Genomic DNA, 23,241 nt, shown 5'->3' on the forward strand with positions numbered 1-23,241 from the left:
ATCCGGCATTAGCACCCGTTTCCGAGTGTTATTCCGGTCTGAAAGGCAGATTGCCCACGTGTTACTCACCCGTCCGCCGCTGACATCCGAAGATGTCCGCACGACTTGCATGTATTAGGCACGCCGCCAGCGTTCGTCCTGAGCCAGGATCAAACTCTCAATGAAATCTCACTACCCCGCATACACGAGACAGATAAACTGGCGTGGTGTGTGTTTAGTTTTCAAGGAGCGACGCTGCCGTTCGAGGCAGCCCAATCAATATATCACATCTCACACTTCATCGTCAACCGGTACGTTTTGCACCGCTCACGCACTCGCGAGCATAGCATTGTAACCGACTGGCCACCGGGCGTCGCAAACTGCACCGTCCGCAGCGGCATCGACTACTATACTACGCAGGATGGAGATTGTCCAATGTATTTTTATGGATATCCATTTCTGTTGCGCATTATGCATTCCCGATGCTCGCTATTTTCACGCCTTTCGCTATCTGTACAGCATCGGTGTGCACCATGTGCCTCTATGGTTGCCGCTCATGCGCACGCGACATCACCCGTATGAATTGCGACAGCCAGGAGAAGAACTCGCTTCCCCTGGCTAAAAAATCGACGATAACCATCGGCTATGCAACGTGAACGTGCCCACGGCATGTGTCCGCGCTCTGCCATTCTGCGCAACCTATTTTGTTAGAAACTTTGCAAATCCCGCTTGGTACTCTGCCAATCGGGCCAACATCGTACCTTCCAAAAGCGATCGCGCGGGTTTAGGATTCATTTCAATCATCTTGACCGATCCATCCTCTTCAACTGCCATATCAAAACCCACCAATGCAGTTGTCGCATAGCGTCGCGAGAGCGCTCGCGCAATCGCCCGGGCGCGGGCTTCCAGCGCATCCAGCGGGATGGCTTTGCCATCTGCCTCAGCCATTTGTGCAAGCCGACTTAGTGGCACCCGCTCACCCCCCGCGATGATGTTGGTCACCACACCGTCCGGCGCTGCAACTTTGGGAACGATACCAACAAGTTGCCACTCACCGTGTTCGTCGCGGTGCAGGACAACGCGAAAATCGACTTTGCGGCCACCGATGCTCAGAAGCTTTAAGCCACGCTGCACTAGATAACCTCCGATGCGCCGCCGCAGCCATGTGCGAAGCTGAGATTCCGACATCACCTTGCGCCATTTTCCACCCTCTGCACCTCGTCGATCCGCACTGACCCTGTACTGGTCTGCACGGAGTTGTTCGATTCGGTAGACGTTCATCCCCCCGTAGCCACCGATGGGTTTCACGTAGGCAGTTTGCCACTCGTTTACTCGATGAATCACTTGTTCACTCGATACAACGCGCTCCGTTTCTGGTGTTGCGTCGCTCAGACCTGCCTGGCGCAGCACCGCAATCATCTTCCACTTTCCCGGCAACATCGGATTAAACAACGGAATGTGATGCCGTTTGGCCTGTGTGCGAAGTGTTGCGGAATAACCCCGAATCGCCAGATGCACGTACACATTTTCATAGATTACGTCAGGCAACGGAAGAGTCCGCTTGACCCAGTTTCCCTCAGGCACCTGTGCACGTTCCGGTACGTATCCGTTCACGGTTGCGGTTTGCCAGTTCACGTGGTGCGGATCGAACAAGCAAACATCTAACCCTTGTCTTACTGCGGCGCGCGCAATGCGGACATAGTGAAATGCAGGACGCCTCTTCGCACCGCGAACAATCGGCAACGATGTCGTCGCAATTCCGAACAGTTTTCGTTGGTTCCCTTCCTCAGCCACGCCCACCACCTCACTCGTTCCCCCACCATGATATGTGGCAAGGTGGCGTATGACTGTGCGGCTGTAACGCAAGCGTCAACTGTTTCACACACGGCTTTTCGCCTAGGTGCTCGAGAATGATCTCATGAAGCACAGCGGGAGGTTTTGCACATGTATTCACCTGTGCTCCATCGTGAAAAGCGCGAGATTTGCCGCGAACGCATCGCCGCCTTCTACGACAGCGACCTGTCCTCTGCCTGGTTCTAGCCGAACATGGCCTGAAACCCACCATCTCTGGCACTGGGTTCGGCGATTTGGGAGCCGAACTGGCTCCTGGATGGCCTGCCCCTTGACGAGAAAAACCATGTGTGGCCCGCTTTACGCTTACGCGGTTACCATCTCGAGCTTCCTAACAAAAAACGCGATCCTCCAACTGGCACTACCAGCTGGCGATCGCGCCGAGCAAGTTCTATTACTTCGTGTATTCAACCGTCACCTTTGTGTGAATGCCGCCGCGAATGGTAAAATCACCAACGACTTTGGCGGATCGAGGCTCAGCAGCAGCAACAAAGTCATTCAAGATGCGATTGACGCAGTCCTCGTGATAGCTGGCCTCATTGCGATAGCTCCACAAATAAAGCTTAAGGGATTTTAGTTCCACCAGCTTCTCATGTGGCTGGTATTCGATATGGATGGTCGCAAAGTCTGGTTGTCCCGTCATCGGACAGAGCGTCGTGAACTCGGCGGTCTCCATCTCGACTGTATAGACGCGATCCGGATGTGGATTCGGGACGGTCACCAGCGTCTTACTAGGTTGATTCAGCATTCCATTTCACCTCTACGAACATGGCGCCATCAGCGCCGGAATATGCGCAGGTCCCGTACCACTATACCGTCTCTGGCGATTGTGGACAACCGACTAGCGAAAGGAGAATTCGCTGATGGCTAAAAGCGATAAACGTATTGTATTGCCAGCGGCGTTTTGTGAACTTATGCAGCAGTGGATGGGCGCAGAAGCGGGCTTGTTGTTCCATGCGCTTGCCTCGCCGCCCACCCGCGGCCTTCGCATAACGAAAAGCAAGGCCACGCCTGGCTATGTACCCAACGTTCTGCTGCCCCATCTCAACGCGGCCATCCCCTGGGCGCCAGACGGATATTATATCCATCTCAACGCACCGCTTGGCAAAACCGTGTTACATGAGGCTGGGGCCTACTACCTGCAGGAGCCGTCTGCGATGGCCATCGCGATCGCGGTTGCTCCACAAACCGGCGAACGCATTCTCGATCTATGTGCAGCACCCGGCGGCAAAACCACCTATGTAGCATCGTTGCTTTCGCGCGCAGGGGGCGGACAGCTGATTGCAAACGAAATACATCCGACGCGCGTGCGTGCACTTGCCGAAAACGTTGAGCGCGTTGGCGCAAACGCCGCCATCGTCAACGAAACGCCGGATCGGTTGGCCGAAACGTGGTCGGCTTCGTTCGACGCTGTGCTTGTCGACGCGCCCTGCTCCGGCGAAGGTATGTTTCGCAAAGACCCAGAGGCCGTTCGCGAGTGGCAAGCCGCGAGTCCGGAGCGCTGCCAGATTCGGCAACGAGACATTCTGAAGAGCGCCGTGCAGTTGCTTAAACCGGGCGGACGCCTCATCTACTCGACCTGTACGTTTAATCCGATGGAGAATGAACAAATTGTCGCATGGTTACTCGACTCGTTTCCACTCGCAATCGAACCGCTTCCGGAATGGCCTGGATGGAGCTGTGGGCGTCCGGAATGGGGATCGGATCGCCCTGAACTTGTCGGCACTCGCCGCCTCTGGCCACACCTTGCGCACGGCGAAGGGCACTTTGTCGCTCGTCTGCGACTGGCAGAGGACGCGTCGCCAAGGACGACCCGCGTTCGGGGGACACGATCGGCGAAAGGCCCTCGCGACTGGTCGACTTGGCTACACTCCATGGTGACGGATCCGCCGCCGTCCTTTGTTCAGCCGCGCCTGCACAAAGACATCGTGTTCAGCGATGAGTTAGCTGGATTGCCAACGGATGGATTGCGCATTTTACGGCCAGGATGCCCAGTGGCAACGTGGAAAAACGGGCAGTTCGCACCACACCACGCCCTATCTCGCGCCTTGCCCGCCCATGCTTTTCTTTCTTCGACGGAACTTGACGAAGAGAGGGCCATGACCTATTTGCGCGGAGAAGCGCTCGATAACCCGTCAAATCTGCGCGGGTTTGTCCATCTGACATATGCCGGATATGGGCTTGGCTTTGCCAAGGGCGCCCCTTCGCGGCTGAATAATCTGTATCCAAAGGGCTTGCGCTCCGCCTATCTTGAGCCGTTAGAGCGCCCGGATTGAGAACGGTTTGCCCCCGCACCTCGTACGATGAGGTCGTAACCGACGGAAATCGAGGTGGGCGATGTTGGCAAACGAGATAAAGGTGGCCGTTTTCGGTGCCGGCGGTACCGGTGGCGCGATTGCAGAACTTCTATTGTACAACAACTTCGGTGAGATCGCCCTCATCGATGTAAACGGCGCACTGGCGGAAGGCAAGGCGCTTGATATCGTCCAAGCCGGTGTCTTAACAGGCTGTGACAGCCGTGTGCAAGGTGGTAGCGATCCCGCACTCTGCGCCGGGGCACAGATTGTTGTAATTACCGCCGGGATCGGGAGACGACCGGGAATCGCGCGAGAGGAATTATTGGCGACAAACGCACAGATTGTGGGAGACATTTGCGAGGTCATCAAGCAATTGGCACCAAACGCATTCGTGATTGTACTAACCAATCCGGCAGACATCCTCGCCCGCGTAGCCTGGGAGAAAAGCGGATTTGCTGCCAACAAGGTGGTCGCGCAAGGTGGAATACTCGATAGCGCTCGTCTAGCGACCTGGATAGCGGCCTTGTGTGATGTCAGTCAGCGCGACGTGCGCGCAATGATCCTAGGCGGCCACGGCGATCACATGCTGCCCGTTCGACAGTTCGCATCCATCCACGGCATACCCGCCTCACTTTTGATGACCGATGAGCTCTGGCAAACGGCCGTCGAACGCACTCGCCACGGCGGTGGTGAAATTTTGTCTAAATTTCATACACACGGCGCTGCGATAACACCCGCACACGCGGTCGTGGCGATGATTCAGGCCCTTCTTTCGCCGATTCCGCAGTTGCTTCCCGTCTCCGTGCGCAGCGCAGGTGCGTATGGCCTGCCAGAAGACGTATTTATAGGGCTTCCTGTCAAGCTCTCGCACAAAGGCGTCGAAAACGTACTCGAACTGCCCCTTGAAGCTGACGAGCTTGCCCAACTGCATCGCTCCGCGGCCATCCTTGACCAAGCGTTTCAAGCATGGCGAACATGTCAATCTTCATCGTAATGATAGAAACCCTCGCCCGTTTTGCGGCCTAGCTTTCCAGAGCGAACCAATTGACGAAGCAACCGCGGCGGGCGATATTTCGGATCTCCTGTTTCTCGCAACAACGTTTCAGTGATGGTTAAAAGCGCATCAAGCCCCATCTTATCGGCCAGCGCCAGCGGCCCTATCGGGTGGTTCGCGCCAAGCCGCATCGCGGTATCAATATCCTCCGCAGTCGCTAGCCCTTCTTGCAGCATAAAGATGGCCTCATTGACCATCGGCACAAGAATGCGATTGACGACGAAGGGCGGGACATCCTGAACGACGATGGGCGTCTTGTCGATCCGCCTACACAAGGCAACTGCGACCTCAAACGTTTCGTAACTCGTTTCGTACCCACGCGCAATCTCCACTAAACCGACGGTTGAGACAGGATGGAAGAAATGCATTCCGATAAAGCGATCCGGACGCAACGTAGCCTGAGCCAATTCCGTGATAGACAGCCCTGAAGTACCTGTGACAAACACTGTGCGCTCTGGACATATCCGATCGAGCTGTGAGAAGACCATGCGCTTCGTCTCGAGATCCTCCGGTACCGCCTCGATGACGATGTCCGCCTCGTCCATTCCGTCGAGACGCGATAGCGTGCGAATGCGGTGTAGCACCCCTTCCATCTCGTCCTGCATCAAGCGCGCATGTCGTGCCTGTGAAGCCACGCGTTGGCCAATTTGAAACATGGCCGTTTCGACGACGTTCGAATCCACATCGTACAGCCGCACTTGCAATCCGCTAACAGCACAGGTCATGGCAATCCCTCGCCCAACTGCTCCTGCGCCGACAATCCCGACAGTATGAACCTCCACGGACAGCCCTCCTCCGGTCACTATTATGTCACAAATGCAGGCTTGCGAGTGAAGCTTTTCAATTTGTATTGCCGCATAGCAAAACGGAACTTGGAAAACATTCATATACACTACCCATTTGCCCGCCCTGTGCAGGCTGCAAAAGAAAAAGGAGGGACAGCGTATGCGGGATAGCATTTTGTACTTGCTCCTAGCTGCCGCATTCGCCCTATATCTGACATGGCGTCTGAGTTCATCTCTGCGCCAAACGCTGCGTCAGCGCGGAAAACTGCGCAAAGAACAGGAAACATAACGTCACGGCGCACGCTTTGGAAACGAATCTTTCGCTACGATCTCGCGGGCGCCGGTCACCTCGAGAACCGTTCCGTTCACTTCCTGGCTGTCCTCGCGCAGAAACCATTCCACTGCGCGTGCAACATCCTCGCCGACCGGCGGCCGCAACCCTTCCTCCGTTCGCTCAGCGGCGACATCTTCAATCATCCGCATCTTGTCCTCACCGCGAATATCCCCAGGGCAAACCATGTTTGCGGTAATTCCATATGTGCGCTCTTCGCGCGCGATCGACCGTGTAAGTGCCGCCAACCCGGACTTCGCTGCGGCATACGCCGCCCGATAACGCCAGCCACGCGCTTCGCCTGCGCCTTCGTAGCCCACCGTAACAAACCGGCCAAACCCCCGCGCGCGCATATCGTGGACAACTTCCCTATACAGCCAAAAAAAGTTCGTCAAGTTCCCGTGCATCATACGCTGCCACATCTCTTCATCGTAATCGGCCAATGGTTTGCGTTCGAAGACAAAGGGTCCGAAATTATGAACCAGCGCATCAATATGGGAAAACTGCTGTTTTGCTTGCGCCAGCGCGTCGAGCACAGACTCCCGATCGAATAAATCGCAGGAAATGGCAAGAACCCCGCGCCCCTGTTCCGCGACATCTGCCGCGAGGCGCAGTGCTTCTTCCTGACTCTTGCCGTATGTAAAGGCTACGTCCCAGCCGGCCCGTGCAAGCCTTAACACCATCGCATGCCCGAGACCTTTGCCTGCCGATGTGATAAACGCGGTCTTCGCCAAGACTTGTCCTCCTTTTAGGCAAACCGATGTAAAGTAAGAGCCGGGTGACACACCCGGCTCACCACCAGTAAGGTCCCCACCACGGGGCCAAAGCCCATGCTGCCGCCCATGGAATGAAGAAAAATGGCCAGATCCACCAAGCAGACTGCACATCCAATTCCGTTGCGCCCTGATCCAGGGTCCGCGCATTGACCTCATGTGAAGCGGCAGCAAGTCGCCCACCTTGGCGGTACATTTGCAAATACAATCCGCGATCATCGATATGGTGCAGAATGCCCCGGTGTACACCATAAGCGGTATGCACCTCAACCGGACGGCCAATGTGCTGCATCGCAAGCGCCCGAAGGTTTGCCATCTCAATCCCTCCTCGCACGTTTGCTGTACCTTACGCGCGAAGATGAAGAAAGGCATGGACAAAACGGCAAGGCGGATGCGGATTCCAGATACATCCCTGCCCGATTGTAAGCTGGTTTAGGCGCTATACTCGATGATTTCGATCCGCTCGATGTGCACTGGGTCCACCGGACGGCTGACTTCACCCATATCACTCTGCTCCACAGGCTGTGATGCAATGTCCATTACGGTGTCCATTCCCGCACTGACACGGCCAAACACGGAATAATAGGGCGACCGATTCAGATTCTTACTCATTTCACCCGTGCAGATGAAGAACTGTGACCCGTTTGTATTTGGCCCTGCGTTGGCCATAGCAACGACCCCGGGCTCGTAAGATAGAGCAGGCGGCAATTCGTCGCGGAAGCGATAACCTGGACCACCGCGCCCTGTCCCCGTCGGATCTCCGCCCTGAATCATGAACTCTTTGATCACGCGGTGAAAAATCACGCCGTCATAATAGCCGTCGCGCGCCAGGAACACGAAGTTGTTCACCGTAAGCGGCGCCTTGTTCGCCAACAATTCGATGGTGAACTCGCCTTTGTCCGTATGGACAACCGCTTCATAGCGGCTTCCCTCGTTCAATTGAAAGTCTGGAGCCTTGTCGTATTGTTTCTGTGGCAATATGGACACCTCGCATAATGGCCGTATGGCCGAAGTCTATGCACAGCTTAACACAGACAACATTTACCGCCCAAGTTCAAGTGGAAGATGACGCTGCTTCGGTGGCTTTGACGACGGGCTCCTTACCCATGCGAATGTACAAAAGCATGAACATGAAGGCTGTCAGTAGAAATATAAGTGGTACAAGTCCAAGCAAAACTCGAAAACCAAGGATGGTACCAGAAGATTGTATAGATGCGCCGGATCGATAACCGCTTAGCGCAAAGAAAACAGCCATGACCGCATATTGTAAAGACATGCCAAGACGCACGATACAGCCGTTCACACCTAAGTACATCCCCTCGCGGCGCCTGCCGGTGCGCACGGCATCGATGTCAATCACTTCGGCCAGAAGAACGTTTAAAAGCACCATGAATCCCGCAATGGGAACACCGAGTGCCAAACCCGTACAGAGTAAAGAAACAGGGTTGCGATCCACCAATAACGACAGTTCGACGAGCGCATATACAAGAATGGACAGGCAAAGCGAACGCGCTGACGAGAAACGCACGGCAGCACGGGCCCAGACAAACGAGAGTGGCATGGCGACAACAAAAATGCCGCCGAGAAACAACGAATTTTGCATGGGCGTCAAGCGAATAACATAGGTCGTGTAAAACGAAGACGCACTCGTAAACAACGTCGTCGTAAATTGGACCAAAAAACTGGCGGCGACATAGACCAAAAAACGTCGATTGCGAAACGTAGCAGACAGCGCCTCACGCCAACCAAACGGACTTTCCCGCGTGTCCTTGCGTTCAAAGCTGCCATACAGAGATACATACATGCTGAGTATGCCAATAGCGCCGAAGACGAGCCCCATGCTTCGCCAGCCTAACGTTTCTCCAAGTGACTTGGCGAGGGCTACCCCGGCAATCAGGCCCACGATGCCAAACAGTTGCTGCAGCGCCGAAACGTAGACCCTGTCGCGCTCGGTCACAAACATTTCTGGATACAAGGCTCCGGCATTCAACGCCGTAAAGGTGAAACTTAGATCAAATACGAGCGTCATGCCAAAGAAATAGCATAAAAGTCCAGTCTGGCCGAGCGATGGGGGCGAAAAGAGGAAGAAAAACGACAAGGCAAATGGCAATGAACATCCGGCAATATACGGAATCCGCCTGCCCCAGCGCGTATGGGTGCGGTCGCTGATGTGTCCGGCAAGCAAGTTAAAAAGAGCATTCAGCACGCCGTACGCAATCATGCCCGAAGAGATGGCGACAGCCGATACGTGCAGGTTTGTGACGTAAAAATACACTGCCACTGCGTTGAAGGCTTGCCAAAGCATATTAATGGCCACTTGATTGGCAGCGTAGGCGAGGCGTTTTCCCGCAGGCACTTGTCGAGTGGGCTGACTTGTTTGCAGCGTTGCCTGTGGTCCCAGCATAGTCCCACCCCCAAAATCACATGTGAAGTGCCGCAGGGAAAAAGTGCAGTTGGCGCGGAGACAACACTTTAAACGCTTCCGCAAAGCCCGCCGTCAAAGGTTCCGCGACTCCTTGTGCCATCTGCATAGCGCCATAGTACTGCCTGGCCTGATGCTCAAAATACTGAACGAGCAACGGCCACTCGTCGTTGGCAAATTGGCTTTCGTGGGCGAGTATCGAGGCCAGTTTGACGTCCCAAAAGTCTGTGATATCGACATACGTGTTTGGGTAAGCAGTTGCGTAGAACGCGACCATCGGCGTGTTGTATGGTTGGCCAGAGTCCGCATGGATAGAACTGTTCGCCGCAAGCACGGCCGCCGCCACTGCACGGCCGACCTTTTGATGATCTGGATGTGCCTCATAAGGCGCCCACGGATCCACTGTCATCACCGCTTCTGGCCGCTTGTCGCGCAGGATGGGAATGAGTGCAGACATCACATCCGATTCCGAGTAATTGCCCAAGTCCTCAAACGACAGTTCATGGTGGTGCACCACGCCGACCATTTCCCCTGCTCTGCGCAGTTCAGCCTGCCGTACGCGAACCAATGCTTCTGCAGACACCGCAGATTCCGATCCGCCGTAACGGCCGTCAGTCACGGTTACGTAATACACGAGACACCCATTTGCCGCCAACCGCGCCAGTGTGCCACCTGCCCCTACCTCGTTATCGTCTGGATGCGGCTGCACGCATAGTACGGACTTCACATCCGTAAGCGGTTTCATACCCAAGATACGTTGGATATCCACCTTTACCCCCTCCTCTTCGTGTCTCATTCTATTTCTGTCTCGCCGCAGCGCATTCCTTTGTCTCAGAACGACGCATTCTCGTTGCCCAACGCTCCTTCGGCCAATGATTGTACGAATTTTGTGTATTGGTCCAACCAAGGTACAATATGAAAGGAGGTGTTTTATCATATGGAATATCGCAGACTTGGTAAGAGCGGTTTGAAAGTGTCAGAAATCGCACTGGGCAGTTGGCTTACATACGGCACCGTGACGGAGAAGGAGCAGGCTATTGCTTGTGTCAAGCAGGCGTATGAACTGGGCATCAACCATTTCGACTGTGCCAATGTCTACGGGGCGAGGCCGCACGCCGCCGAAGAGGTCATGCGCGAGGCCTTACAGCCATACCCGCGGCAAAGCTACGTAATCACCACGAAGGCGTTTTGGCCCGTTGGCGATGGCCCGAACGATCGCGGACTGAGCCGCAAACATATTATCGAGCAGGCCGAACAAAGTTTGAAAGCGCTTGGTGTCGATTATGTGGACATCTTCTACTTCCATAGGTTCGATCCCGACACCGATCTCGAAGAGACGCTGCGCGCAATCGACGACCTCATTGCGCAAGGAAAAGTATTATACGCAGGTTTGAGCGAATGGCCCGCCGACAAGATTGCACTCGGTGTACAGCTACAAAAGGAGTTGCGGTTGCATAAGTTCGCGGCGAGCCAACCCATTTACAACATGTTCGAGCGCTATATTGAAAAGGCAGTTGTCCCGATCTGCGAAAACGCAGGCATCGGCCAAGTTGTCTTCTCACCGCTGGCGCAAGGTATCCTGACTGGCAAGTATCGCAAGGGTCAACCTGTGCCAGCGGGATCGCGCTTGGCCACACCCGGCGTCAATCAGTTCATGCATGTCGACGATGTGGTACTCGATAAAGTGGAAGCCCTGATTGCCATCGCGGAAGAAGCTGGCTTCACGCTCGCGCAAATGGCGATTGCCTGGACCTTGCGGTTAGACAACGTTGCGAGTGCCCTCGTTGGCGCGAGCCGTCCAGAACAGGTCGTGGAAAATGCGAAAGCAGCGGGCATTAAGCTATCGCAAGACGTGATTGACGCCATTGAAAAGGTTTTGGCGTAAACGATACCGAGGAGGCACAACGCGGGGGTGTTAAAAAGTGAGGATTCTCCCGTTTGACGACGCGTGGATGGCGATTCAATCGCTGTCCGCGCCACTCCCGCCGGAGTGGATCGAGGTGTGGCAGGCGACGGCGACAAAGCGGCGGATCGCACAAGACGTCGTATCTGCCATCGACCTGCCACCGTTTGATCGCGCCATGATGGACGGATTTGCCATTGCGGCCTCCGATTTGAACGCGATGGAGCCACTGTTCATTCGCGGCGCCGTGGCCGCGGGCGATCCCGCCCCCATTACACTCGCAAACGGCGATGCGGTGCGCGTGCGCACAGGTGCCATGGTGCCATCAGGTGCCGCTGCCGTGGTCCGCCAGGAGTGGGTCGACGTGCAGGGCGAGACAATTCGCTTGCTACAACGCGTGCGGCCAAATGAATCGATTCAACGTCGGGGCGACGACGTCCGGAGAGGTGCTCCGCTCATTGGAGCAGGCCTCCCGCTTGACGGGCAAACCATCGCCGTGCTGCGAGCCGCTGGTGTTACAAAAGTACCTATTCACCGCGCTTGCAGGATTGCGATTCTCGTGACGGGCAGCGAACTTCGCACTGGTAAGCAGCCACTTGCCACGGGACAAGTGTACGCGGCGAGCGACGCGTTCCTTGCCGCCAGCCTGTCTGAAATGGGTGCCATCGTCGTCGACATCGTGTATCTTCCTGATGATTTTCAGAAGATCCGTGACGAAATAGAACGCCGAATTGGCGCTGTCGACTGCATTCTGATGACTGGCGGTGCCTCCGTCGGCGACACCGATTACGCACAGCGCGCGATTGCCTCAATTCCTGGCGATCTTCCCATCGCCGTTTCACGCATATGGATGCGCCCAGGTTCTCCGCTCGTCGTCAGGCGGATTGACACAACCAACGTGTTTGCGATGTCAGGCAATCCGGCAGCTTGCTTCGTGCAATTTCACAGCCTCATCCTGCCTGCCATCCGACGCATGATGGGCGATTACAGCGCCTGCCCGTTTCCTTATCGAGCCAGACTCATGGAACCGATACGGCTGAAGCCCTTGAAACACGTTCGTCTGCACCGCGCTATCGCGAGTTGGCAAGACGGTATTCTCACCGCCAAGGCACAAGTGCAACAATCCTCGGGCAGCATAAGCGGACTGGCATCAACAAATGCCCTAATCCGCCTCGATGAGGATCAGTACGTGCCGGGAGACACCGTGCCCCTGTCCTTCACGCGAGGTCTTGGTGCGCCTTGACAGCCACGCGTTCGACCTCGCGTCGCGCTGTGGGGGTGTTACGAGCGTGCAGACTACTACTTCGCCGCGCCCGCTCGTAGCGACGCCAGCGATTTTGTATGCGTCTGTAATCGGCACGCCCGTCGATGCTTTTCGCAAACAATCGATGGCTTGGCCCCGTATTTTCTTCTAACAGCCAAATTCGCCCGCGCGTGTCGATCGCGATATCAAACCCGAGCTCACGGTAGGGCTGATACGTATCAAAGTGTTTCGCCCACTCGTGTGCAAGTTCAATCAGCCGCGATTTCATGTGTTCCGTCCGCTCTGTCGTCCAGCCCGCTTGGCGCAGAGCGCGATCGACACTCATCACCGCGCCGCGACTGAGCGCCACATTGGTCACGATGCTATGCGGTCCTGCAACTTTTGCCACCATGCCAGAGTACAACCACTTGCCCCCTGGCCGCTCACGCTGCATCATCACGCGAACGTCCATAGGACGCCCCTCTACATGCAGCAGATGAATGGCTTGTTGCACAATATAGACTTGGTCTCCCTGAAGGCGTTTGATGTAGGTACAGGCCTCGCCAAGGGTGTTAAACGCAATTGGCTTATGCACCGTATGTTGGACGATCACGCGGCTCTGCCGCTTCCATACCTTCATCACACCGCGCCCGCGCGAGCCTGCGGCAGGCTTTATATACACCGCGCCATATGCTTGAAGCATGGCGGCTAGCGCTTTTTCGTTGTATTTTCGCGTCGTCGGCAAATGTTTACGAGCGCTCATATGACGAGCGAAAAATCGGTACAACAACCACTTTCCCAGCTCTGGTTTGCGCGCCAAGTCACACTCCCGCCTTCTCCTTAGATTCTCTTCACAATATGTCGTCGCGTGCACGCTGTTCGGATACAACTGGAATGTTTGACCAAACCCTGGCGTAGCACATCAACTATGGCTAAAATATGAAGGACAGGCTTCTTAGCAGCGAATCGTCGCCAGAGGTGAATGAAGATGAAAGTACGCAAGGCGGTAATTCCAGCTGCCGGTTTTGGCACGCGCATGTTGCCGGCAACCAAGGCAGTGCCGAAAGAAATGCTGCCCATTTTAAATAAACCGTGCATTCAGTACATCGTAGAGGAAGCGGTGTACTCCGGGATCGAAGAGATCTTGATCATCACAGGTCGCGCAAAAAAGGCGATCGAAGATCACTTTGACCGCTCCCCTGAATTGGAACTTCATCTCGAGCAGAGCCGCAAGGCAAGCATGCTCACAGAAGTGCAAGCGATTTCTGATCTTGTCGATATCCACTACACCAGGCAGAAGACTCCGCTTGGCCTCGGACATGCCATCTTGTGCGCAAAATCATTCGTCGGCTCTGAACCGTTTGCCGTTTTGCTCGGCGACGATATCATTCAGTCGGACGAGCCGGTTACGCGACAATTGCTGGCGCAATACGAGAATTCGGACAGGGCCCTGCTCGGCATTCAACCTGTGCCTACGTCTGACGTGTCCAAATACGGCATTGTTGAGCCGGCAAAGCGTACCGCGAGTCGAGAACCCATTGCTGTCCGGCGCTTAATCGAAAAACCAAGCGAAGCAGAAGCTCCATCCAACTTGGCGGTACTAGGCCGTTACGTCCTGCCGCCTTCGATTTTCGACGCGTTGGAGGAGACGCCCCTCGGCCATGGTGGCGAACTCCAACTGACGGACGCCATCCAGCGCCTGGCCGCCTTGAATCTCGTCGACGCCTACCAATTTGAAGGTGTCCGCCATGATATCGGCAACTTGGAAGGCTGGTTGAAGGCGAATCTCGCATTTGGACTGGAAGATCCCAAACTCGCCGTGTCCATGCGCAATTGGTTGGCAGACGACCGCGTGCAGAGCCGCCTCGCAAGCTTTTAAAGCACATTTCATCAATTCGATGACGACAGCAAACGCGGAGGCATCAGCCGCCCGTCATGGCTTTTCCGCCAATGCCTCCGCGTCAATCTGTCGTCCGTGCAAATGCTAGACCTTTCTGTCCCTCCTCGCGGAATGTGATATAGTACCCTTCTCGACGAATTCACCGAGTCCTGTGGCAGGTTACGGTTACCTAACGTCACCAGGCATCCCAGCAACCTCCCCTGACTGCCCTTACACTGGATCGATTTACATGAAGGTGAAAGCCTCCTGACGCGCGAATGGTATGTCATTCGTGTCAAAAGGGAGAGTCGACAGCATGAAAAAGGGTATCATCGCAGTTGTTACAACCATCGCAACCCTTGCCACACCTGGAATGGGCGTCGCCTTTGCCGGAACTGGCAACAGCGCCACAGGCTATACGGTTCAAGCCGGAGACACCATGTACAAGATTGCGGTCGCCAATGATGTGCCGTTGGCCGCTCTGGAACTCGCGAATCCGCAAATTCATAATCCGGCGTCCATCTACCCTGGAGACGAGATTACGCTGCCAACACCCTACGTCGTGGCGGCAGGCGATACGCTGTACAAAATCGCCAATACACACGGTGTTTCTTTGGCCGCCCTTGAAGCTGCAAACCCGCAAATTACGGACGTAACCAACCTGCAAATTGGACAAACCGTTTTTTTACCCATCCCGGTAAGTTACTCGACGCCCTCGGCATCCTCCCCATCCGCGACATCAGGTGCCAGTGCTAACGCCGCCTCTGGCGGTGGGACTTCGACAGTCAGCACGTCAAGCACAACGTCGCAGAACTCAGAAGCATCGACCTCAGCAGACGCACAGCTACGTCAAAATATCTTGAATTACGCGCAATCTTTGATTGGCATCCGGTATGCATGGGGAGGAAGCACGCCCGCGACAGGCTTTGACTGCTCGGGCTTCGTACAGTATGTATACGCCCATTTTGGGATTTCGCTGCCGCGGCAATCGCATGATCAAGCCACTGTCGGAACACCAGTCGCCCAGACCTCTGTACAGCCAGGAGATCTATTGTTTTTCACGGATACTGATTCCTACGCAAGCCAGTATGCAAACCACGTCACGCATGTCGGTATCTACATGGGGAACGGCAACATGATTGAATCGTCGTCCGCCAACAACGGCGAAGGCGTCGTCATTGTCCACAACGTGTTTGCAAACCCCTACTACACCGCCCATTACTACGGTGCACGCGACGTGCTTGCATAAACGGAACGAAAAATCCCCCTGCCTCACCCGGGCAGGGGGTTGTCACGAAAGATTAATGCTCACCTCGTGCGCTTTGCAGTCGCTCAAATACAGATGACAAAACCATCGGTTGGACAGTCATGGCGCGTCCCGCCGCGACAAAATATAAATAAGCCTCAATGCTCTTTTCGCGTGCCAACGGTGAGAGCGCCGCAACATACGTAGCTACTTGTGCCTGGTACTCTTGGACAAGCCGCTCCAAATCTTCCTCACTTTGCATTCTGTCCGTCTTATAGTCAATGACAATCCAGCGCTCCGCCTCTTCAAACAAGCAGTCGATGACGCCTTGCGCCACGACGGGCACGGTGTGCTCATGGCCAATGTGGACGTCGATACGATGAAAAAACGGTTGCTCGCGATATACACAATCCGCTTGTCGCATCCGCAAACCGAGATCCGAACGAAGAAATTGCACGACGTCATCCACTTGTAACGCAGCGGCGAGACGAGCATCGAGCAAACCCGTTGCGAAAAGCCTATCCCGCTCTTTGACAACCGCCTCTGGATCTGCGTCACATGGCCATGCACAGCGCTGCATGAATGCGTGAAACGCGGTTCCGCGCTCGCGTGGCGAGACTGTTTGTGCCCGGACAAAGGCTGGATCTTCAAGTAAAGATGTGGCAGCCCCCAAGCCATGCTTACCCTGCCCTGACAAAGCAGCATGCAAACGGCGCATGTCGGTCGCCGTGACCTTCGCGTACAAGTTGGCGACGCGGGTTTCCTGCGACGGCCGAATTTGAATGGCACGCGGCCCTCTTGTGTCTGAATGCCGACTGGCGGTAAGCAAAGCTTCAACGTCGTCAATCGACATGTCGGCAAATGGCGATTCTGCATGGTTCTCTGCGGCTCCTATCCTAGACTCGCCACTACCATGAATCGAGAGGGAGAGCACGGCGTCCCCTGCATCCAACAGATGTCCGTCCCATGTGCTACGATCCAAAGCGCGTAGTTCTGCGCCCGCGGGATGGCGCACCAACGCCGGAACGAGCCAATCTAGGTAAGACTTCGCCGCAAAAAACCACGCTTCGGACAGCTTCGGTTCCCCCGGGGCATGCGCTTGATACGACTCGCGCACCTTTTTTTCTAATTCGTTCGCTGTTCCCACCAAGATGAGTTTTTCCTTGGCGCGCGTCATAGCGACGTATAAGATGCGCGCTTCTTCCGCCAGAGTCTCGCGTTTATCCGCATAGGAAGCCGCGATAGACGCGACAGTTCGCCAACGCTGACCTGTTGCCGGATCGTACATATTGGCGCCAATGCCTGTCGTTCGTTCAAGCATCAAGGGACCTTGATGACGCAAGTTGAATTGGCGTCCTAGGTTGAGGACAAACACGCGCGCAAATTCGAGGCCCTTACTATGGTGCACAGTCATGACTGAGACCGCGTCCGCGTCTGCTGGCAGAGCCGAACCAAAGTCGAGATCGGCTTCCTCCCATGCGCGCCAAGCCTCGAGGAAGCCAAACAAATCACTCCTCTCTGTCGATCTATGCGAGCTTGCAAGATCCAGCAGTTTATCAACGTTGGCCCGACGTACTGAGCCTCGAGTCATGCCATCAAGATAAAGAAGATAGCCGGTCTCGTCGAGAATTTCTCGCACGAGTTCCGCCACCTGCATGCGGGTGGCAAGGGTGCGCCAGCGGAGAATCTGATCACGAGCCGCCAGTGCCGCATCGCGTACAGAGTCGCCGATTTCAGTGCTGTCAGCAGCCTTTGAGAGTGCGTGCCAGTACGATCCGCCTGTGACAACACGCACCCTTGCCAGCATCAAATCGTCCCAACCGATGAGTGGTGATTTGAGCAACGCGACCAACGACAACGAGTCAAGGGGATTGTCAATGGCTCGTAAGGCGGCAATCAGCCACTGAATCTCAGGTGCTCCGAAAAATCCCGTACTTGTGTCCGCATTTGCCGGTATGCCGTGTCTCTGTAATGCGGCCACCACAGTGTTCAAACTCTGCTTGCCTGTGCGTAGCAAAATCGCAATATCGCGATAGGCGAGAGGGCGAGGGCTTTCGCGCTTGCTGTCGTATATCATCGCTCCTTCCTGCATCCATTGCGCGATCTGGCGCGCCACCCAGTCCGCCTCGCGTTCCAAGTTCTCGAGCCTAACGGTATCCTCTTCTGCCTCGTCCATGACCTCTATGTCGGATTCCTGAGGAATATCGGTGTTTAAATTTGGGACGAAGATGTGAAACTCGACGGCCGCCTGCGCCTCTACATAGGGTGGGTATGGGGCTGACGCGCGCATCTCCACTCGCTCGTTATAGTCAAAGCCCGACGTCGCTTCTTGAAACAACTGTCGAAAGACATAGTTCACCACGGCAACGACTTCCTTGCGACTTCGATAGTTGTCGCGCAGGTCAATACAAGTGCCACCCTCACCTTGGTGGTAACGACGATATCGGTCTAGGAATAAATTGGGCTCCGCCATCCGAAATCTATAGATACTCTGCTTCACGTCACCTACGGCAAACAGGTTGTTTGCGCCGCTTGTGATCAGATCCACGAGGGCATCCTGAATCGGGCTGGTATCTTGGTATTCATCGACAAACACGTGCCGATACTGGTCGCGTACACGCGCGAGTGCCAGACTGTCTGACGACGTCAAAAGGCGGTAGCTGAGATGTTCGAGATCCTGAAAATCGAGCGCTTCGCGCTGCGCCTTGCGCTGGTCTATTTCGGCAAGTACGGCTTTGGCAAGATCGACCAGTACGTGAACATGTGGCGCCAAGTCTGCCAAGTCTTGCTTGAGCATGGATTCGCCACGATAGAGAACAGATGTAATGTCGTCGCGGACTATTTTCTTTGCCTTTTCGGCGCATGCCCGCACGATTTCTACCTCTGGACCGTTATACTTTATCTGGGGCGCTCGCCTGTCGAAAACGCGAAGCGTATCCGCCACGGCATCCACTGCGCATGGGGAAGTTTGTGTTATTTGCAAAGCACTTTGCAGTGCATGGATGGCATCGTTCGCCCATTCGTGAAACTTCGCAAGTTCCGGTACGCTTGCTGCCTCTTGCTCTGCCATCTGCATACTGGATAATGCCTGCGCTAAACTGTCGCAAAGCCATGTTTGAAACCAATCGCCAAACGCATTGTCATGGAAAGTTCCGTCGAGGCGATACATGGCTTTTGCCTGATCAAGCCATGCCTCGGGGTGGACTTGGCTGCGCGCCGTGTCACATAGATCAACTAAGGCTTGTATAATCGGTTCCCTCCCCACAAGCCTTAATGCCACAAGGGCGCGCTGTACCTCATCTCCCGTTGGCCCTGCAAGAGCCGCCTCGACCACATCGCGAGCCGCTTGCCGAATCATGACGCGCTGTTCGTTGGCATCGAGCAGATCAACCCCGGGGGAGATGTTCAGAGATAGCGCATTTCGCCGAATCATCTGCAGACAAAAGCTGTGGATAGTCGAGATCTGCGCCTGCCAAAGCGTGTTGATAAGGTGCTCATAACGGCGTGCCTGCGCCCGCTCGCCATGTTGCCCAGCTTCTTCGCGCAACTCCTCAAGCCGCTTGGCGATGCGCCCGCGCATTTCGTTGGCTGCAGCGTCCGTAAAGGTCACAACTAAGAAATTTTCCATCTCTAATCCAGGATCTTGCGTCAACAATGTCGCAATCCGCTCCGTGAGCACAGCCGTTTTGCCTGAGCCCGCGCCTGCCGAAACGATTGCGTTTTGATCCCGAAGGCTAATCGCTCGCGCTTGATCCTCAGACCATTTCATCGGCTTTCAACCTCCTTTGCAGAAAGCACGTCAGCAAAGGTACGCGTTTGCAGCACGCGGTAGGAAGCATGGTGATCCGCATGTTCAAAGTGACAGACCATGCCAAAGGGGCAGTTCGTACAACCACTGTCTGTGTGCTTGATAAAGTACGGCTGCGCACCGATATCCCCAGCCATGATCCGATTCGCAGTCCGTTCGACCCACGACCAAACAAACTGCGTCACGTGCTGCCATTCTTCGTCAGACCACACTTCGGCGTCCTTCCTATACTCTCCGTTCGTTTTAAGAACGCCCGAAAACAGTGGGGTTACTCCCCCCGCGATCAACTGGCGATCCATTGCCTCAATGACGTCGTGACTGGCGTGCATATACCCTTTCGCTCGGCACATGCCTAAAATCTTATCACGCGATAAGCTCTGCGGCGCGTTCTTAATACCCTGAGACGCCAGAAGTGGCATGTAATGTACGCCCGCTGGCTTGGCCACCGATGATTCTTCGGATAATTGCCTGCGCACGACTTCGGCATAGGTTAACAATTGCAATTGCAGCCCGTAAAACACCTTTGTGGCATCGAGTTTCGTGTTAGCATTGGACTTGTAGTCGAGTATGCGAAACCAACTCACCCCGTCTCGCTCGAATAAATCCACACGATCAATACGGCCACGCAGTTCGACCTCTGTGCCCTCATTCGTCGTCCAGGCAAGAGGTGGCCAAGCCTCTTCGCCAAGCCCGTACGACCTTTCGAGGCCGTATGGGCGAAATGCGCTATCGTGCAACTGGCGCCAAAACGCCCGTGCCAGCCATTGTACGCCTTGCAACAGATCGGCGATGCTCACACCGCCAACTCGTTCCGCCTGCAAGCGCCTATACTTGGCCCGCTGGATTTGCTCCTCGAATACAGCGTCTGCCGCGCTAACGACTTGCTCATCCGCGTCCGCCAACGAGACGCCTGTGGCTTCGAGATCGAGCAAGCGTGCAATCAATGCTTGCGCGACGTCGTGCAAAAATGTCCCGACGTCCTGTGGGCGCACGGCCGCAAACGACAAAGGTTCAAGCTTGAGCCCATACTGCAAAAAGTGCCGCTCTGGACAGGCAGCAAACGTTTCAAGACGATGAACGCTCGTGCGCAACGGTCGACCAAACAGGTCCTCTGCGAGGTCAGGTGGAAGTTGGCCGCGGTTCGGGCGATGCACCAGTCCGCGCAAACTGCCACGCAACATCTGTCTGCGTTCGACGCTTGTATCCAAAAAATAATCGAGTACATCCTGGACAGTCGGTGCCGCCAAAACCTCGTTCCAAGTAACTCCCCGGCGTACATCCGCAAGCTGTTGCACGAGCATGTGCAACGCGCGATCCGGTCGCACAATGGGCACCTGTACGTCATTTGCGGGCCCGGCTTCCGGCAATTGCACATCCGTCACTGTGACGCCGAGTGCATTCGCCACAAAACGCACATGGGCCGCCGCCTCGTGTTCCTTGACACCAGCCCTCACTGCCCAACTGACCGTCAGCAACTTACTGGCGCGCGTCAGCACCTGATACGCAACACGCTGGAATACCAGATGTTGTTCGGTTTGAGTGAAGCCAAGCGGAACGCCAAAGGCGCGTGTGAACATCTCGCGCTCGTCGTCGCGCAGAATTCCCGTATCACCCGGTCGTAGTGGCAGGTGAGTATCGTCTGCGCCAACGACAAACACGTACGGCTTCGTCCAGTGGTCTGCGCGGCGGTAATCGCAGATGAACACCTGATCGACGCTGCTCGGAATCGTGGCGAGCCGCTCGCGCCTTAGCGCGTCAAGCACTAGGTTTAAGACGTCGCGCTGGGGCAAGCGAACATCCGGGTAGATGCCAGCGAGATCGTCTAACAAGGCGATACATTGATTCCACGCCTGCTCCTCGACACTCGCTGCGAGCACGCTCGCCTGTGCGTCACCGTTGACGACTGCCGCCGCAACCTTGGCCTTCACGTCAAAGGCCTGAAGCAACTGCCAGATCGCCACCGCGAAATCCTCCAGCCGAATCGTCGGTGCGCTGCACGCGGCGACAAACGGTTGTAGCTTGGTTGCTAGTTGCACGCGGATGCGATTGGCAAACTGATCCTCACGCGTCGTCTCTATCGCGTCGTCGGTCACCTCTTGTGCAAACGTCCACGGCTGGTCCTGAAACCAAACCGCGCTACCCGAGACGTCGTACATGCGGATATAGAGATCAAATCTGTCTCGATCTTCCGCAGAGAGTCCGCTGTACGCGCTACGAATCCAGGAGGCGACGGCCGCTGCCGACATATTCGACTGCACGAGCGCGATGGACTTCGTCAAAAAATGGCCGAGCGGATGCTCATCCAAAGTGGGAAAAACGTCAATGGCGTGCGCCACCCCGGCTTGCACAAAGCTTTCCGCAAGGCGTCGCCCGTAGTTATCTAACGACGGACAGACGACCGCAATTTCCCGTCCAAGTGCGTCCCCACGCTCGAGCAGTGAGACAATTTCATCGACCACCGCTTGTATTTCCGTTTCCTCATCCGCCGCACGCCAAAGTCGCACACTTTCGGTGTGACCGTCCAGGTTTCCGGGTTGTCCCGCAAGCGCTCGCTCCAATCGGAGTAACTCCGGTTTCGCAAAGCGCTTGCCAGGCGTAAATGACACCGTCTCCCAGGAGATCCCCCGCTCCTGCAAGATGGATACAAGCCTGGCCACACTATAGAGATGAGCGGGATCGCCACGCTCAGCGTCCACGCTCCCGCATTGGTGCAGCCAGTCCTGCAACCGCGGCCACTTCGCAAGGCTATCTCGCCTCTGGGCAAAAGTTACAAGATCGTCGGGCTGAACGTCGCCGAGCACGACAACCGCCCTGTCCGCTTGTTCGATCAGCGCCGTGATCAAGCGAAGTTCTTGCGGCGCAAACAAGTTGAAGCCATCGACGAACACTTGGCTTGCGCGCAACCAAGACACTTCGTCTGCCACATGGGAGGCATCGGTCAAGGTAAGCGCTGGATCGAACAAATCATGCTGTTGCAAAAGTTCCCGATAGCGCACATAGAGCGTGCAGACGTCGCGCAACTTGCCAAACAGCGACGCAGCGGCACGGCTGTGGTGCGGGTGATCCATCTCATCGATGCGAGCCGCCGCCGTCTCAATGGCGCCCTCAAGAGCTTGTAGGTCGACCTCGTAGCGGATCATTTCGTCGAACACAGCGAGGATTTGCTCATAGAGTCCTGTACCCGCTACCGCTCGTTTAAGCGGTCCAAGGCTGTCGCGTACGTCTTCATAGGCGGCGCGAAGCAAAATGTTTCGACCAACCCGGTTGATCACGCGCCCACCACGCCCAGCACTCGTGCGCACGCGCTCGGCGAGCCGTCGCAACGTGATGACCTCTGGCCGCAATGCGGAATCTATGGACGCCATCAGCATTTGTTCGGCGGCAAATGCCGTCTCGTCTGGGACAATCCACAAGAGTGGCGCACCAATGGGCCGTGCCTGAACTTCCTTGCGTATCTCCTCGATCACGCCCTGCGACCGACCACTACCAGTCGGCCCGAGCCACAATTGCACCGATTTCGCCATCCTCGCTCACCCCTGTTTGCACTGTGTTCTTTCTGTCCGCCATGACGACTTCGATAGCCACTTGCTACTTCCTGCCACGGCGTTTGTCACCACCTGCCGGCCCGTTTCATATACCGTGGATAACTTGATTGAGAAGGAAGGTGACT

The 23,241-nt window shown here is 55.7% G+C and carries 18 protein-coding genes and 1 rRNA gene; 7 read left to right on the forward strand and 12 right to left on the reverse strand.

The genetic code is table 11. The annotated features are described in order from the left end of the window. From BLU70_RS00005 to queF, 3 genes are all read right to left on the reverse strand, one after another. Positions 1 to 165 (reverse strand): 16S ribosomal RNA (locus BLU70_RS00005); the annotation flags it as partial. A gap of 513 nt (positions 166 to 678) precedes the next feature. Next, entirely contained in the window at positions 679 to 1,773 is a 1,095-nt protein-coding gene (locus BLU70_RS00010; RefSeq protein WP_074691306.1) for a YheC/YheD family endospore coat-associated protein, read from the reverse strand. A gap of 451 nt (positions 1,774 to 2,224) precedes the next feature. Beyond that, on the reverse strand, positions 2,225 to 2,578 hold the full coding sequence (gene queF / locus BLU70_RS00015; RefSeq protein WP_006446427.1) for a preQ(1) synthase: 354 nt from the start codon (positions 2,576 to 2,578) through the stop codon (positions 2,225 to 2,227). A gap of 115 nt (positions 2,579 to 2,693) precedes the next feature. Here queF and BLU70_RS00020 point away from each other — a divergent pair, with 115 nt between their 5' ends. Together BLU70_RS00020 and BLU70_RS00025 are read left to right on the forward strand one after the other, a co-directional pair. Further along, positions 2,694 to 4,106, forward strand: coding sequence for a methyltransferase RsmF C-terminal domain-like protein (locus tag BLU70_RS00020; RefSeq protein ID WP_074691120.1), 1,413 nt, complete (start codon positions 2,694 to 2,696; stop codon positions 4,104 to 4,106). A 64-nt stretch (positions 4,107 to 4,170) separates the two neighbouring features. After that, positions 4,171 to 5,121 (forward strand): malate dehydrogenase, encoded by a 951-nt coding sequence (locus BLU70_RS00025; protein WP_176780806.1) that lies wholly within the window; start codon positions 4,171 to 4,173, stop codon positions 5,119 to 5,121. On the opposite strand, the gene BLU70_RS00030 is transcribed toward BLU70_RS00025, so the two are convergent. Continuing rightward, positions 5,106 to 5,963: a 3-hydroxyacyl-CoA dehydrogenase family protein gene (locus BLU70_RS00030; RefSeq protein WP_040289048.1), complete on the reverse strand. Its 858-nt coding sequence runs from the start codon at positions 5,961 to 5,963 to the stop codon at positions 5,106 to 5,108. The two genes, BLU70_RS00025 and BLU70_RS00030, sit on opposite strands and share 16 nt — an antisense overlap. 163 nt (positions 5,964 to 6,126) lie before the next feature. On the opposite strand from BLU70_RS00030, the gene BLU70_RS14850 reads away from it, so the two are divergent. Continuing rightward, complete coding sequence (locus tag BLU70_RS14850; protein ID WP_269744850.1) at positions 6,127 to 6,255, forward strand: hypothetical protein; 129 nt, start codon at positions 6,127 to 6,129, stop codon at positions 6,253 to 6,255. Positions 6,256 to 6,257: 2 nt separating this feature from the next. Here BLU70_RS14850 and BLU70_RS00035 read toward each other — a convergent pair whose 3' ends face one another. The 5 genes from BLU70_RS00035 to BLU70_RS00055 all read right to left on the reverse strand — a co-directional run bounded on the left by BLU70_RS00035 (position 6,258) and on the right by BLU70_RS00055 (position 10,261). Beyond that, entirely contained in the window at positions 6,258 to 7,031 is a 774-nt protein-coding gene (locus tag BLU70_RS00035) for an SDR family oxidoreductase (RefSeq protein WP_074691124.1), read from the reverse strand. Positions 7,032 to 7,089: 58 nt separating this feature from the next. Beyond that, on the reverse strand, positions 7,090 to 7,386 hold the full coding sequence (locus BLU70_RS00040) for a hypothetical protein (protein ID WP_074691126.1): 297 nt from the start codon (positions 7,384 to 7,386) through the stop codon (positions 7,090 to 7,092). A gap of 116 nt (positions 7,387 to 7,502) precedes the next feature. Then, on the reverse strand, positions 7,503 to 8,057 hold the full coding sequence (locus tag BLU70_RS00045) for a peptidylprolyl isomerase (RefSeq protein ID WP_074691128.1): 555 nt from the start codon (positions 8,055 to 8,057) through the stop codon (positions 7,503 to 7,505). A 67-nt stretch (positions 8,058 to 8,124) separates the two neighbouring features. Next, a complete protein-coding gene (locus BLU70_RS00050; protein ID WP_074691130.1) occupies positions 8,125 to 9,474 on the reverse strand; it encodes an MFS transporter in 1,350 nt (449 codons plus the stop codon). A gap of 16 nt (positions 9,475 to 9,490) precedes the next feature. Next, positions 9,491 to 10,261: a PIG-L deacetylase family protein gene (locus BLU70_RS00055; RefSeq protein ID WP_040289045.1), complete on the reverse strand. Its 771-nt coding sequence runs from the start codon at positions 10,259 to 10,261 to the stop codon at positions 9,491 to 9,493. A 168-nt stretch (positions 10,262 to 10,429) separates the two neighbouring features. On the opposite strand from BLU70_RS00055, the gene BLU70_RS00060 reads away from it, so the two are divergent. After that, positions 10,430 to 11,377 carry an aldo/keto reductase family protein gene (locus BLU70_RS00060; RefSeq protein WP_006446419.1) on the forward strand — a complete coding sequence of 316 codons (948 nt, stop codon included), beginning with the start codon at positions 10,430 to 10,432 and terminating at the stop codon, positions 11,375 to 11,377. A 37-nt stretch (positions 11,378 to 11,414) separates the two neighbouring features. Then, positions 11,415 to 12,638: a molybdopterin molybdotransferase MoeA gene (locus BLU70_RS00065; RefSeq protein WP_006446418.1), complete on the forward strand. Its 1,224-nt coding sequence runs from the start codon at positions 11,415 to 11,417 to the stop codon at positions 12,636 to 12,638. Here BLU70_RS00065 and BLU70_RS00070 read toward each other — a convergent pair. Next, positions 12,613 to 13,458 carry a YheC/YheD family protein gene (locus tag BLU70_RS00070; protein ID WP_074691132.1) on the reverse strand — a complete coding sequence of 282 codons (846 nt, stop codon included), beginning with the start codon at positions 13,456 to 13,458 and terminating at the stop codon, positions 12,613 to 12,615. The genes BLU70_RS00065 and BLU70_RS00070 overlap by 26 nt on opposite strands. 168 nt (positions 13,459 to 13,626) lie before the next feature. Here BLU70_RS00070 and galU point away from each other — a divergent pair, with 168 nt between their 5' ends. Together galU and BLU70_RS00080 are read left to right on the forward strand one after the other, a co-directional pair. Then, a complete protein-coding gene (galU, locus tag BLU70_RS00075) occupies positions 13,627 to 14,517 on the forward strand; it encodes a UTP--glucose-1-phosphate uridylyltransferase GalU (protein WP_040289044.1) in 891 nt (296 codons plus the stop codon). Between the two features lie 316 nt (positions 14,518 to 14,833). Further along, positions 14,834 to 15,766: a C40 family peptidase gene (locus BLU70_RS00080; RefSeq protein WP_074691135.1), complete on the forward strand. Its 933-nt coding sequence runs from the start codon at positions 14,834 to 14,836 to the stop codon at positions 15,764 to 15,766. A gap of 52 nt (positions 15,767 to 15,818) precedes the next feature. Here the strand turns inward: BLU70_RS00080 and addA are convergent, their stop codons facing one another. Continuing rightward, a complete protein-coding gene (addA, locus tag BLU70_RS00085) occupies positions 15,819 to 19,532 on the reverse strand; it encodes a helicase-exonuclease AddAB subunit AddA (RefSeq protein ID WP_006446413.1) in 3,714 nt (1,237 codons plus the stop codon). Beyond that, positions 19,529 to 23,095, reverse strand: a complete 3,567-nt coding sequence (locus tag BLU70_RS00090; protein WP_074691137.1) for a PD-(D/E)XK nuclease family protein — start codon at positions 23,093 to 23,095, stop codon at positions 19,529 to 19,531. Before BLU70_RS00090 ends, addA begins: the two co-directional genes overlap by 4 nt. Between the last annotated feature and the right edge of the window lie 146 nt (positions 23,096 to 23,241).

It is taken from the genome of Alicyclobacillus hesperidum (assembly GCF_900107035.1).
Lineage (GTDB): Bacteria > Bacillota > Bacilli > Alicyclobacillales > Alicyclobacillaceae > Alicyclobacillus > Alicyclobacillus hesperidum.

What these genes read in the sequence shown, in the direction of transcription:
- queF (WP_006446427.1), bottom strand. Translation starts at nt 2,578, where the DNA reads ATGCTGAATCAACCTAGTAAGACGCTGGTGACCGTCCCGAATCCACAT.
- BLU70_RS00020 (WP_074691120.1), top strand. Translation starts at nt 2,694, where the DNA reads ATGGCTAAAAGCGATAAACGTATTGTATTGCCAGCGGCGTTTTGTGAA.
- BLU70_RS14850 (WP_269744850.1), top strand. Translation starts at nt 6,127, where the DNA reads ATGCGGGATAGCATTTTGTACTTGCTCCTAGCTGCCGCATTCGCCCTA.
- BLU70_RS00040 (WP_074691126.1), bottom strand. Translation starts at nt 7,386, where the DNA reads ATGGCAAACCTTCGGGCGCTTGCGATGCAGCACATTGGCCGTCCGGTT.
- BLU70_RS00050 (WP_074691130.1), bottom strand. Translation starts at nt 9,474, where the DNA reads ATGCTGGGACCACAGGCAACGCTGCAAACAAGTCAGCCCACTCGACAA.
- BLU70_RS00060 (WP_006446419.1), top strand. Translation starts at nt 10,430, where the DNA reads ATGGAATATCGCAGACTTGGTAAGAGCGGTTTGAAAGTGTCAGAAATC.
- galU (WP_040289044.1), top strand. Translation starts at nt 13,627, where the DNA reads ATGAAAGTACGCAAGGCGGTAATTCCAGCTGCCGGTTTTGGCACGCGC.
- BLU70_RS00080 (WP_074691135.1), top strand. Translation starts at nt 14,834, where the DNA reads ATGAAAAAGGGTATCATCGCAGTTGTTACAACCATCGCAACCCTTGCC.
- addA (WP_006446413.1), bottom strand. Translation starts at nt 19,532, where the DNA reads ATGAAATGGTCTGAGGATCAAGCGCGAGCGATTAGCCTTCGGGATCAA.
- BLU70_RS00090 (WP_074691137.1), bottom strand. Translation starts at nt 23,095, where the DNA reads ATGGCGAAATCGGTGCAATTGTGGCTCGGGCCGACTGGTAGTGGTCGG.